The organism is Xylanibacter muris (assembly GCF_013166605.1).
In the GTDB taxonomy this organism is placed as follows: domain Bacteria; phylum Bacteroidota; class Bacteroidia; order Bacteroidales; family Bacteroidaceae; genus Prevotella; species Prevotella muris.
On record NZ_JABKKF010000009.1, the window covers coordinates 175,590 to 188,159 of the forward strand.

Annotated in this window: 11 protein-coding genes; all 11 read right to left on the minus strand. The window is 43.8% G+C overall.

Going from position 1 to position 12,570, the window contains the following annotated elements:
* Positions 1-16: 16 nt before the first annotated feature.
* The 11 genes from HPS56_RS09945 to HPS56_RS09995 all read right to left on the minus strand — a co-directional run bounded on the left by HPS56_RS09945 (position 17) and on the right by HPS56_RS09995 (position 12,522).
* On the minus strand, positions 17-718 hold the full coding sequence (locus HPS56_RS09945; RefSeq protein WP_216655788.1) for a phosphatase PAP2 family protein: 702 nt from the start codon (positions 716-718) through the stop codon (positions 17-19).
* 34 nt (positions 719-752) lie between these two features.
* Positions 753-3,338, minus strand: coding sequence for a BatD family protein (locus HPS56_RS09950; RefSeq protein ID WP_172276059.1), 2,586 nt, complete (start codon positions 3,336-3,338; stop codon positions 753-755).
* An 8-nt stretch (positions 3,339-3,346) separates the two neighbouring features.
* Complete coding sequence (locus tag HPS56_RS09955) at positions 3,347-5,035, minus strand: vWA domain-containing protein (RefSeq protein WP_172276061.1); 1,689 nt, start codon at positions 5,033-5,035, stop codon at positions 3,347-3,349.
* Positions 5,036-5,051: 16 nt separating this feature from the next.
* On the minus strand, positions 5,052-6,050 hold the full coding sequence (locus tag HPS56_RS09960; protein ID WP_172276063.1) for a vWA domain-containing protein: 999 nt from the start codon (positions 6,048-6,050) through the stop codon (positions 5,052-5,054).
* Positions 6,051-6,132: 82 nt separating this feature from the next.
* Positions 6,133-7,182 (minus strand): BatD family protein, encoded by a 1,050-nt coding sequence (locus tag HPS56_RS09965; RefSeq protein WP_172276121.1) that lies wholly within the window; start codon positions 7,180-7,182, stop codon positions 6,133-6,135.
* Between the two features lie 60 nt (positions 7,183-7,242).
* Positions 7,243-8,112, minus strand: a complete 870-nt coding sequence (locus HPS56_RS09970) for a DUF58 domain-containing protein (protein ID WP_172276065.1) — start codon at positions 8,110-8,112, stop codon at positions 7,243-7,245.
* Between the two features lie 7 nt (positions 8,113-8,119).
* Entirely contained in the window at positions 8,120-9,115 is a 996-nt protein-coding gene (locus HPS56_RS09975; RefSeq protein WP_172276067.1) for an AAA family ATPase, read from the minus strand.
* Positions 9,116-9,669: 554 nt separating this feature from the next.
* On the minus strand, positions 9,670-10,299 hold the full coding sequence (locus HPS56_RS09980; protein ID WP_172276069.1) for a porin family protein: 630 nt from the start codon (positions 10,297-10,299) through the stop codon (positions 9,670-9,672).
* Positions 10,300-10,517: 218 nt separating this feature from the next.
* Positions 10,518-11,270: an exodeoxyribonuclease III gene (locus HPS56_RS09985; RefSeq protein WP_172276071.1), complete on the minus strand. Its 753-nt coding sequence runs from the start codon at positions 11,268-11,270 to the stop codon at positions 10,518-10,520.
* Positions 11,271-11,368: 98 nt separating this feature from the next.
* Positions 11,369-11,845: a 6,7-dimethyl-8-ribityllumazine synthase gene (gene ribH, locus HPS56_RS09990; RefSeq protein ID WP_172276073.1), complete on the minus strand. Its 477-nt coding sequence runs from the start codon at positions 11,843-11,845 to the stop codon at positions 11,369-11,371.
* Positions 11,845-12,522, minus strand: coding sequence for a tetratricopeptide repeat protein (locus tag HPS56_RS09995; protein ID WP_172276075.1), 678 nt, complete (start codon positions 12,520-12,522; stop codon positions 11,845-11,847). The genes ribH and HPS56_RS09995 overlap by 1 nt, the downstream gene beginning before the upstream one ends.
* Between the last annotated feature and the right edge of the window lie 48 nt (positions 12,523-12,570).

The window sequence follows — 12,570 nt, forward strand, 5'->3', positions numbered from 1 at the left end:
TATCAGGTAAGGGTGTCTATAGGACGATAAGGCATCCGCGGATTATGGAATAAATCACCGAGAAGGCGAAAACGGTTATCACTACGTCCACATCGGATTGCTGATAGCCTGTTTTGGTATATTGCGATGATACGAAATTCATGCCGGTATCAAGTTTTCTGTTTATTTTCAGATATATGGTATACACTGTAAGCGCAACGATACCTCCCCATATAAGTCCGCACAGGATATCACCGGGATAATGTACTCCGAGGTACATTCTTGTCCAACAATTTGTAAGTGACCATATTATAAGGACCGTAGACAGTATCCTGTTTCTTACAAGCAGGCAGAAGAACAATGCGGCACTGAATGTATTGGCAGCATGAGCGGAGAAGAATCCGTATCTTCCACCGCGATAGCCGTTCACAATGTCTATCATTAGGCCTATCTGAGGATCGTGTGTCGGCCTTGGTCTTGCCACGAAAGGCTTGACGAGTGTGTCGTCAACAGTCCCGGCAAGTATGACACAGGCTATTGCGCATGCGATTATAAGCATTATCTTCTTGAAATTCTCATTATTCTTCAATATGAGGTAGAATAATGCCGCATACATGGGAAACCATGTCGATGCTGTGGTCAGCACTTTGGCAACACCGTCCAAAAACAGAGAGTCGCTTCCGTTTACGGCCAATAGCAGTTGCTTGTCAAATTGTATTAATGAGTCTATGTCAATCATGGCAAGGTATTAATATACAATGATACACTCTGTGTCAAATTATCTCCATCTTGCTTGTTTCGATCCATCCGTCCTTTCCGTCTGCAACTTTTATATGTTTCCATTCCTTCATGCTGTTGTCTGTTATTTCCACCTTTGTGCCTTCATGGAGTATGAACAGTACGTTGCCGCTTGCGGAAGGAGAGCTTTTTATTGACACGGACGGTGCTGTTATTATCGCACCGTTGCGGTTGTTGAGGTAATGTTTCTGATTGGCAGCGAAAATATTGGCAATGATGAAGATGACAATTACGGAGATGCCTCCGAAGAACCCTGTCTTGCGCAACCATATAGGATTGGCAAACAGATAGGTGAGGGCCAGTATTATTGCCAAGGCCAGGGATATCAGTGCAATTCTTGCCCATCCGTCCACACTTGTCATGTTTACTATGGAATGATACCATGTCACGAAGAACATTTCTGATTCGGGTGTTATCTTATCTATTGTCTTTGAACGTGCCATCTGGAGGTTAAACCTTATATCGGCATCACCGGGCGACAAAAGCAGCGCACGTTCGTAGTTTAGCACCGCCTTTGTGATATTGTTTGTGCGATAGTATGCGTTTCCGAGATTATAGTAGATGTCCGGGCTTATACCTCTTTCCAACAACTCTTCATAGTCCTCTATTGCCTGTTGGTATTGTTTCCTGGCATAGGAACTGTCTGCATTCTCCTTTGTTATGGCGGCAGCCTGTACCGGCACAAGCATAATCATCAGAAAAATGATTGTTGCGGTGGATTTCCTCTTTTTCCCTTTTTTCATTGCATCCTCTATTTTCATGATGGCAGTCATGGCTGTCTCATAGGTTTTCTTCATGTTGCCTGTGGTGTCGCCCGGGGCGTAACGCTCGAATTCACATTCGTCAAGTGCGCTGATAAACTGTTCGACTGTTTCTTCACCGACATTCTTTCCGGAAAGTTCTGTACTTATGTTATCGCGTGAAAGCTTTTCCACTGGTATATTGAGCTTGTCGCCGACGTATCCCCAAAGTGCGCGAAGAACTTCATCGTAGAATAGCGAATCTTTTCTTTCCGACATGAGGCGATATGCTGTTTTCAGTCGTTTTGCAGCTACTTTGTTGGCTTTCTTTCCCCTCATTTTGCTGATATTGGCATTGTTTATTGCTCTTTGTCGGAAAATAATGAACAGAGATATGAATATGAGCAACAGCACGGCTATTGATATGATATACTTTGCTGACCCGAAGAAGAATTCGTCCACGTCATGAATGTCGGAGTTCCCGGTCTTTATATACCTTATATCTTTGTTAGTCTCTATTTCAAGTCCTGTAAAACTGTTTGCTTCTTTTGTTTCTGATCCTTTTGCCACGTTGAGTTTCAGACTGTTCGACTTTGTTGTCTTATAGCTGTTTGTCTGTGTATCGTAATAGGTGAATTCAATAGGTGGAATTTCATATTTACCCTCATTGCGCGGCACAGCGAGGAAGTCATATATCATGCTTCCTTCAAGTCCGTTGCTTGTCAGTCTTGTCTTATCCGTCACCTTCGCATCGTATGTATCGAAGTCTTTAGGGTATTTTACGACGGGCTGTTTTATGAGCTTCAGGTTTCCGTTTCCGCTTACTATTACGCGAACTGTCACAGGCGCATTTGACTTTATGTCGTTTTTGTTCAGCTGTGCCGTTATGCTGAATTTTCCTACACCTCCAGAGAAGTTTGCCGGCTTTTCCGGCAGCGGATCTACCTGGATGTTCACCTCCGGAGCCTTTATCGGTTTTTTCACGATAGTATATCCGGAACCTCCGTTGAAGAAAGCCTCGAAATCATCAACGTCCCTTACTCTCTGTCCTACGTATGCTGTGGCTGTGATGCCGGGTATCTGCAACTTTCCTGTTCTTTGAGGATATAGTATATACTGGCACCATACTACAGATTTATAAGGTCTGCCGTTTATATATTCAAGTTTCAGGCTTTTTTCCTGTGGCAGAGGTATCTCCTGTGTGTGGAATCCCTTCAAGTCAGGCACTTTAAAGTCGAGATTTTGAAGTGCCACGTCTGTATAAACCTTGTATGTCAGCAATATGGGTTCCTGCTCATGCACACGTTTTTTGCTCGCTGTAACCTTTATAAACAGATTCGAGCCTGATATTCGTGAGCCGGCCAGTTCCAATTCTCCGTCATCGTTGCCTTGGCGTGCGTTGTTGTTTCTGTTGCTGTTTCCCTGACTGCCTCTGCCTGTAGCGTCTCCGGAAACATTTATTCTGACGGAATTGGATGCGATGCTCTTGCCTCTGACCGTGATATGGGCTGCCGGAATGTTGAACGTACCTTTTTTTGTGGCACATATAATAAATGTATATGTGATTGACGATGACGAGCTTGTGTGGCCGTTTACCATATTGAAACTTGAGTACACTGATTTGCTCGGGCCCATCAGTACTTCAAATCCGTCCGGTATTTTTCCAACACGGAAGTCACCCACGTCTTGAGTGTCTATCGTGTATGTCAGTCTGAACTGGTCGCCCGTTGACACTTGTTCCGGTGCGCTTGCAACGAATTTCTGTGCCGTGATGGCCAATGATACAGTAAGAAATACTATAATAAAAGAAAATCTCTTCATAATCCGTATTACCAATTTTTCTGTAACTTTTTTGAGCTTGGCTTACGCATAGCCTTGTTTAGACGCTGCTGGGTATTCTTTTCCGACTGCATGGCAGCGTTTAGAAGTTGCTCGGCGTTGTCCTTGCTCATTTTATCTTTGTCCTGTTGTTTTTGTTCTTTTTGTTTGTCTTTATCTTGTTTCTGTTCTTTTTCCTTGTCCTTTTTCTGTTTGTCTTCCTGGTTTTTCTGTTTTTGCTTGTCTTTGTCCTTATCCTGCTTTTTCTGTTGTTTTTTGCATAGTTCCAGATTATATCTTGTCGTGTCGTCTTTCGGATTCAGTCTCAATGCGCTTTTGTATGCCTCGATAGCCTCGGCATACATCTTATGGCCTTGGCACGCTACTCCGATGTTGTGATATGCCAAGGCACGGCGCAATGGATTTTTCTCTAATTTTGCCGCACTTTCAAAGCTCTGTACTGCGGCAGAGTCTTTCTTTTGTGCAAACAACGCATTTCCAAGGTTATAGGCCGCTTGAGGGTTTGCCGGGTTTTTCTCAATGGCTTTACGGTATGCCACTTCCGCATTGGCATAGTTGCCTGCGCGAAATTCCCTGTTTCCCTCGCGTATATATTGTCGGTCGTTCTGCGCGTATATTGCTGAGGCTGTCATGCAGAGCAGTAGTGTCGCTGTTTTTCTGTTTCCAAAGAGTCTGAATCTTTGCAATAAAGGATTTTTGCATTCAAGAACGCATATCTCTATACACAGCAGGATGAGTATTATGATTGCAAATGCCTGAAACTGGTCATCATAATCGCTGTATATGGTGCTTGAGGTTTCTTTTTTGGAAAGTTTTGAAAGTTCGTTTTCAAGCTGGCTTTGTGCGTTGCTGTTGTTGCTGACGTGTATATATGCACCGCCTCCAGCTTCGGCGACTTGTCTGCACATTTCTTCGTTCAGTGCCGACATAACGGTGTTTCCTGTATTGTCGCGCATATAGTCGTTGGTTTCCGGTACTGGAATCGGCGAGCCTTCAGGCGAGCCTACTCCAAGTACAAAGACTCTGAACCCTTTCTTCTTCGCTTCTTTTGCCGCTTCGACAGCTCCGCCTTCATGGTCCTCTCCGTCGGTGATTACTATTATGGCCTTGCCAATGTTTTCTTCCTGTGTGAAACTGTGTGTGGCCATGTTTATGGCTGTGGCGATATCCGTCCCCTGCGATGCAATCATGGAGGGGTCGATATTGTTCAGAAACATTTTCGCAGAAACATAGTCGCTTGTAATAGGCAGCTGTACGAATGCGTCACCGGCAAAGACAATGAGGCCGATTTTGTCGTTGGTGAAATGATCCACCATATTCTCTATCATCATCTTGCTTCTGTCGATACGGCTCGGCTCAACATCATTTGCACGCATTGAGTTGCTTATGTCCATGGCGATGATTGTCTCGATGCCTACTCGCTTCTCGTTGCTTATTTTGGTGCCGAGCTGCGGTCGTGCGATCATTATTATCATCAAAGCAAGAGCCGTTTCCAGCAGCCAGAACTTTATTCCCGGTCTCCATTTGGACACTTCGGGCATAAGCTGCCTTAGCAGGTCGGGTTCTCCCATCTTGCGCAGTTTTTGTTTTCTGTTGCTTTCAAAAATAATACGCAACAGAGCAATAACAGGTATTACTGCCAGAAAATACAAATATGTCGGGTCTTCAAATCTGAACATGATTGTCTCTTTAGGGTTATGGTATTCTTCTGAAAACAGTTATTCTCAATAAGATTTCCAGCAGTAGCGCTATTGCGGCTGCCATGGCGAATGGCTGGTAAGCCTCATGTCTTTTGCTGAATTTAGTGACGCTTAGCTTTGATTTCTCAAGCTTGTCTATTTCTTTGTAAATCTTATGCAGTTCCGATGTGTTTGTTGCACGGTAGAAATCACCTTCCGTGGTCGATGCGATATCGCCAAGTGTCTTTGTGTCTATTTCCACAGGCAAGTTTATATATTGGACAGAACCTCCGACAGGGTAGGGATACCGTGCCGTGCCGTTTGTCCCCACGCCTATTGTGTATACTCTTATTCCAAGGCTTTTGGCTATGTCTGCGGCCGTCATCGGAGAGATGTCTCCCATGTTGTTGCTTCCGTCGGTAAGAAGAATTACTACCTTGCTTTTTGCTTTCGATGATTTTAGGCGGCTTACGGCATTCGCAAGTCCCATGCCAATTGCGGTGCCATCCTGAATAAGTCCTCTTGCGGCGATGTCTGTCCTTACGTTCTGTAGCAGGTTTATCAGTGAGGAATGGTCGGTTGTCATGGGGCATTGTGTGAATGCCTCACCGGCAAAAATTGTAAGACCTATATTGTCGTCAGGTCTTCCTGATATGAATTCAGCCGCCACTTGTTTCGCCGCCTCGATCCTGTTTGGCTTGAGGTCTTCGGCAAGCATGGATGTAGACACGTCCATTGCAAGCATGATGTCTATTCCCTCAACAGTTCTTGTTTTCCACGAGTTGTGTGTCTGAGGTCTTGCCATGACAATGACAACCAGTGTGAACACCGCCAGCCTCAATAAAAGCTGTATTGGCATTAGCCTTACTTTCCAGCTCTTGGGGGCATAGCGGAATGCAAAGGTGTCGCTCATGCGCATTGTTGGTTCTGTTTTCTTGCGGTACATCAGATACCACAGCAGGTATGGTATTATGAGAAGCAGGAGAAACAGGTATTCTTTATTGGCAAATTCCATGTGGTTTCAGTGTTTTTAATTGTAATGACTATAAAAGCATTATGTAAATATACATTATATCTGTCATTCAATTCATGTATTGTTAATTTATAAGCTGATATGCGGAGTAGGCCACATAACTGAAAATTAAGACGCTTATTATTGCGGCAACCGTTATGAATGTCATCAGTATGCGCCTTGTAGTGACGGAGCGTTGCTCCTCCTTGGTGAGTTGCGGCACAATTTTTTCCTCTGTAGGAACATTTTCAAGCTTTGTCCTGTCGATGAAGTCTATGGCATTTACGAGATTCATGTCGTTCTCGTTTATGAGTGTGGAGTATTTTGCAAACTTCACAAGGTCAGCTGTCATAAACAGCTGTCTCAACTCCTCGAGTGCCTGCATGTCACCGGCCGCATTCAGTTTCGCTATTATTTCGCTGCTTGTCATTTCCATGGCATTAAAGCCATATCGCTCCTGGATATATTTTCTCAGAGTGTCTGTGAGCCTTGTATAGTATTCTTTCGGATTCTCCGCCGTAACCATCTTGTCCGCCTTTATCAGCTCTATTGCTTTCATCGCTTTTTGATGAGGCGGGACATGTTTTATTATCTTTATTGCTGTGATAATCGGTTTGCCCTGACGCAGGCGCACATATACATAAATGGCACATGACGCAAGGACGAGCGACAATACGCTGAGCCAGAATACGAGACTCCAGTCACTCCATGCGAACGGATTGTCCTGCACGTCTTTAGGACCGAAAAACTTGTCGGTCTGTGTGGTGTCGACCTCCACTTCCAAGACTTTCAATGCAAGGCTTTTGCTTTCATATTGCCTGTCGTCAACCTTGACCTTGAAAGGAGGGAGATAGTACAGGTTGCCATCGAAAGAGGTCACCGTATAGGTACGTATATAGTTGGCCTTGTTGTTGTCAAGCTCCTCTTTTCTGGTGTCGGAAGAGCCGAGCACTTCCACACCGGGAGTAATCATCTGCTGAGACTTGAATACAGGAAACACTACCCGCTGGCCTGTTCCGGCAGTAACGGTCAACTGTATATGGGCCTGTTCGCCGATGAACATCTCTATGGAGTCAATCTTTGCCTCTACAGTAACCTGTGCCGCGGCACACAGTGTGCCGGCAATCAGAAACATGAATGTCAATATGCTGTTTTTCAATTTCTCAATCTTTCGTTGTTAATAAATATGAATTTTTTAATTCCTTTTCTTAAACATCATCAGCAGATACTTTACATAATCTTCATCCGTGGCAACGGATATGAAGTCGACACTGCTTTTCTTGAATGTCTCGGCAAGCTGGGTCTGGCGGGTATTCCAGTATTTGCTGTGTGCATTCCTTAAGCTCTTGCTTGATGTGTCTACGTATTGCTCGAAGCCGGTTTCGGCATCGGTCACTTTTATCAGTCCCACGTCAGGAAGCTCTCTCATCAGTTTGTCGTAGACCTGTATTGCCATTACGTCATGCTTTCTGCTGAATATAGTCAGCGGCTGGAAGAAGTCGGTTCTGTTGTAGAAGTCACTGAGTATAAATGCCGTACATCTGCGTTTCATCACACCGGACATGAATTCCAGTGCCTTGCCGATATCTGTTTTCTTGCTTTCCGGCTTGAAGTAAAGCATTTCCCTTATTATATAAAGGATGTGCTTTCGTCCTTTCTGTGGAGGAATGTATTTTTCTATCTTGTCGGAAAAGAAAACCACTCCGATTTTGTCGTTGTTCTGTATGGCACTGAATGCAAGTGTGGCGGCAATCTCGGTTGCCATATCACGTTTCATTTGTCTGCGTGTGCCGAAATCCAAAGACCCGCTTACGTCAATAAGAAGCATTACTGTCAGTTCGCGCTCCTCTTCAAACACTTTTATGTAGGGACGGCTGAAACGTGCCGTCACGTTCCAGTCTATATCGCGTACATCGTCTCCGAACTGATATTCCCTTACTTCGCTGAAAGCCATTCCGCGTCCCTTGAATGCGGAATGATATTGTCCGGCAAAGATATTGGTGCTCAGTCCGCGTGTCTTTATCTCGATCTTGCGTACTTTCTTTATCAGTTCCTGTGTGTCCATATCTTAATCAAGGCACTTCCACCTTATTTATTATTTTGCTTACGATCTCTTCACTTGTGACATTTCCTGCCTCTGCCTCGTATGTAAGTCCGATACGGTGGCGCAGAACGTCGTGGGCAACGGCCCTTACGTCTTCCGGAACAACGTATCCCCTGCGTTTTATAAAGGCGTATGCCCGTGATGCCTTGGCCAGGTTTATGCTTGCGCGGGGACTGCCTCCGAATGAAATCATATCCTTGAGATCTTTCAGACCATATCTTTCCGGATAGCGTGTAGCAAAGACAATGTCTGCAATGTATTGTTCTATTTTTTCATCAAGATACACATCGTTTACAACACTGCGTGCCTTTATTATTTCCTCTGCGCTTGTAACTGGCCTTACCTCTTTGCGGTTTCCGGATATATTGTCTCTTATAATGCGTTTTTCTTCCTCAATGGTAGGATAGTCTACGATTACTTTCAGCATGAAACGGTCTACCTGAGCTTCCGGCAACTGATAAGTGCCTTCCTGTTCTATCGGGTTCTGGGTAGCCATTACGAGAAACGGCTTAGGCAACGGGAAAGACTCGCTTCCTATTGTCACCTGTTTTTCCTGCATGGCCTCGAGCAAGGCGCTCTGTACTTTTGCCGGGGCGCGGTTTATTTCATCAGCCAGTACGAAGTTTGCAAATACAGGGCCTTTCTTTACCTGGAATTTTTCTTCTTTCTGTGAGTATATAAGTGTACCGGTAACATCTGCCGGAAGAAGATCCGGAGTGAACTGTATACGGTTGAAATCTGCGTCAATAAGTTGGGAAAGGGTCTTTATCGCTAATGTTTTGGCGAGACCCGGCACACCTTCAAGGAGTATGTGGCCTTCGCTGAGCAGACCTATCAGCAAGGTGTCTACAAGATGCTTCTGTCCGACGATAACCTGATCCATACCGGCAATGAGATTGGTTATGAATGCGCTTTGCTGTTCAATCCTGATGTTCAGTTCTCTGATGTCAATAGCTTCTGCCATAATTATTCTTTCTTTGTTTATATTCCTTTATCTTTACTCTTTTTAAATTGCAAAAATACATAATAAATATCTGAAAATTGAATATATCATTCTATATTTATATTTAAAACAAAGATGTTAGTTTTTATTAAGAAAACATGATGTTGTCAAAAAAACGGTCTTGTGGGTAAAATAGCCGTAGAACGTTTCCGGTATGGTGTGTGAGGAGGAGGTCGCCTGTGTGTGATTATTATGTGTGGTTCAAGAATGATCTGCCATGAAAAAAACGGAAAATCATGATAGGAGAGTAGGATGGACAGCAAATATTAAAAGTGTATTTGGGCCAAATACGGAGTGTATTCAGGCTACATACACTTTTAACATTTGCTGTTTATCATGAGTATTCATGCCAAACAGCATTTATGGAGATGTCATGGGAATATGCCGCGTGTTCTGTTCCGGGCTATGCATAATGATGGTTACATTATGCGTGCATGGAAACGACACTGCCATGATGCTGTAAATGAACATCATGGCAGTGTCGTTTTTTGCTGATAATAAATATGTTCGTGTTGTCAGAAGTTCACTCCGCAGTTTATATAGAAGCAGCCTGTGTGTGAACTTTCAAAGTCGTCGTTGCTTATGTTTGACAGGCCGAATTCGTATGCAATGTCTGCATACAGTACCTGATATTGTATGCCGCAGCCAATTGTCAGACCTCCGTCAAAGCGTCTGAACTTACTTGACGAGAATGATGCCTGTGATTCCTTGTCTGCATAGTTTTTTATCTTTCCTCCCACTCCCATTGCAAGATATCCTCCGGCATACGGCTGTATGCTTAAGTCATCGTATATCTCGGAGCTGTATTTTGCAATGACAGGCATTTTCAGATAGTTGAGGTCGAAAGTGAATTTCTTCCCCTGATACATTCCTTTACCGCCTTTTTCTGTATATATGAGGCCGGATTCAAGATATACCGGTGCCGCATCAGACAGTTGGAATCCTATTACACCTCCAAGATTAAGGCCGGCCTGCATACTGCCTCCGTCAAGTTCGGGATCATCCGAGTTTACGGTTGCCAGCCCCAAACCGAGCCGGATGCCATAATAAATGTTTTCGTTGTGATAGAATTCACTTGCCTGTCCCATAGACGGCAGAACTGTTATTATGCCTATAAAGGCAACAATTATTCTTTTTAAATTCATGTCTGTTCTTGTTTTCTTATTAGTATTAACGGACTCTTATTTTCATGTCGGGTGTAAAGTTACTTATTTTTATTTTTTTTGAGCCTGTTGTAATGTTAAATAATGTGTGACAGCGTCTGTAATGTCGTTTCATGACTGCTGTCCGGTCAGCTGAATTACATTATATGATATCCTTGAATTGAAACGTGGCTTTCTTTTGCCGGACTGGCTTTATTGCCTTAGATATCAATGTCAAGTTCTACCGGACAGTGGTCGCTTCCAAGTATGTCTGTGTGTATTTTCGCATCTTTTATCTTTTCGGCAAGCCTTTCAGATGTTATAAAATAGTCTATGCGCCATCCGGAATTCTTCTCGCGTGCCTTGAATCTGTATGACCACCATGAGTATGTTATTTCAGAGGGGTATAGATGTCTGAATGTATCCGTGAAGCCATTGTTCAGCAAAGTGGTGAATTTTTCCCGTTCCTCGTCCGTGAAGCCTGCATTGTTGCGGTTGGTTTTTGGATTTTTCAAATCAATCTCCTTATGGGCAACATTCATGTCTCCGCAAATTATCACGGGCTTTTTTGTATCAAGCTTTTTTATGTATGAAAGGAAGTCCGCTTCCCATTTCATTCGGTAGTCAAGCCTTTTCAACCCGTCCTGCGAGTTTGGGGTATAGACCGTGACAAGATAGAAATCCTGCATTTCTGCCGTTATTACGCGTCCTTCATGGTCGTGTTCTTCTATGCCGATTCCATAATGAACGTTTAACGGTGTGTGTGTTGTAAATATGGCTGTTCCGGAATACCCTTTCTTTTCTGCGTAGTTCCAGTATGATTCATATCCGTCAAATTTCAAATCCAGCTGTCCTGCCTGCATTTTGGTTTCCTGAATACAGAAAAAGTCAGCATTTAGTTCTTTGAAAATGTTGCTGAAGCCTTTTCCTTCGCAGGCTCTCAAGCCGTTAACGTTCCAAGATATAAGTTTCATGATTCTCCGTAATTATTTGTGTATAATAAAAAGTGGCGGGAATGTAATGCTACATCACCCGCCACCACCTGTATTTAAAGTGTTCCGTATTCTTTTGTTCAGAATTTAGCCATCTTTATTGCATCTATGGCACATTCGTCTCCCTTGTTGCCGAGCTTGCCTCCGCTTCGGTCTTTAGCCTGCTGTAAGTCTTCGGTTGTCAGCAATCCGTATATTATGGGAATCTCACTCTTTGTATTCAACTGGGCTATGCCTGCGGTAACTCCCTGGCAGATATAGTCGAAATGAGGTGTTTCACCGCGTATGACGCTACCAAGGATTATGATGGCATCGAATCCTCCGTTGAGAGTCATTTGATGTGCGCCATATATGAGTTCGAAGCTTCCCGGGACTGTCTTTACATGTATATTCTCTGGTAATGCTCCATGCTTTTCGAGTGTGCTTACCGCCCCCTCAAGCAATGCACCGGTAATCTCGGGATTCCATTCTGCCACGACAATTCCGAAGCACATATTGCTTGCATCGGGTATGCTGTTGAAGTCGTATTCAGAGAGGTTGTGAAGTGCCGTTGCCATTATTTTGTTGTGACGCGTTCTATATATTTGTCAATAGTCTGGTATTGCATGGAGTTGAAATATTTGTTTTTCACCTGCATGTAAAGTTCCAGAGCCTCCTCTTTTTTACCTTGGCTTTCAAGGATTTCACCTGCCTGGACAAGGAATGTGGGAGAAAGGCTGTTGTTGTCGGCAAGCTTTGCTGCTTTTTTCAGATGTTCAACGGCCTTGTCAAGCTGGTTGATATGTGCGTAGGCATTTCCTAATGCCCCTTCGGCGGCAGGGCTTATCATATTGTCATCCTGACCGTCAAATTTCTCGATATATGTTATGGCGTCATTCCATTTGCCGAGCTGTGCATAGCAAAGTCCTGCATAGAGATTTGCCAGGTTTCCGGCATCGGTGCTGCTATAGTCGTCTGCAACCGCCAGGAAACCGGGGAAACCGGCTCCATCGCCTTTCAATGCCTTCTCAAATTCGTCATTGTTGAAATATTTATGGCCTTTTGCCAGTACTGTGCTTGCCTTGTCTTCACGCGGTCCGGCTACATAAGTGTTGTAAATTATAACACTTGCGATTACTGCTATTACCGCAATAGCTCCATAAATGATAGCCTTCCTGTATTTGAGGAAGAATGCTTCTGAACTGTTCAGTTTCTCTTCTGTGAGATTGTCTCTCTGGTTGTTTCTATTTGTCATTATCTATTTGATTTTTTTATTTTTCATTTCTTTTTAAAGTGGCAGCAA

Excerpts from the sequence above, each read along its gene's own strand:
- HPS56_RS09945 (WP_216655788.1), bottom strand. The coding sequence starts at position 718 with ATGATTGACATAGACTCATTAATACAATTTGACAAGCAACTGCTATTG.
- HPS56_RS09950 (WP_172276059.1), bottom strand. The coding sequence starts at position 3,338 with ATGAAGAGATTTTCTTTTATTATAGTATTTCTTACTGTATCATTGGCC.
- HPS56_RS09955 (WP_172276061.1), bottom strand. The coding sequence starts at position 5,035 with ATGTTCAGATTTGAAGACCCGACATATTTGTATTTTCTGGCAGTAATA.
- HPS56_RS09960 (WP_172276063.1), bottom strand. The coding sequence starts at position 6,050 with ATGGAATTTGCCAATAAAGAATACCTGTTTCTCCTGCTTCTCATAATA.
- HPS56_RS09965 (WP_172276121.1), bottom strand. The coding sequence starts at position 7,182 with ATGTTTCTGATTGCCGGCACACTGTGTGCCGCGGCACAGGTTACTGTA.
- HPS56_RS09970 (WP_172276065.1), bottom strand. The coding sequence starts at position 8,112 with ATGGACACACAGGAACTGATAAAGAAAGTACGCAAGATCGAGATAAAG.
- HPS56_RS09975 (WP_172276067.1), bottom strand. The coding sequence starts at position 9,115 with ATGGCAGAAGCTATTGACATCAGAGAACTGAACATCAGGATTGAACAG.
- HPS56_RS09980 (WP_172276069.1), bottom strand. The coding sequence starts at position 10,299 with ATGAATTTAAAAAGAATAATTGTTGCCTTTATAGGCATAATAACAGTT.
- HPS56_RS09985 (WP_172276071.1), bottom strand. The coding sequence starts at position 11,270 with ATGAAACTTATATCTTGGAACGTTAACGGCTTGAGAGCCTGCGAAGGA.
- ribH (WP_172276073.1), bottom strand. The coding sequence starts at position 11,845 with ATGGCAACGGCACTTCACAACCTCTCTGAATACGACTTCAACAGCATA.
- HPS56_RS09995 (WP_172276075.1), bottom strand. The coding sequence starts at position 12,522 with ATGACAAATAGAAACAACCAGAGAGACAATCTCACAGAAGAGAAACTG.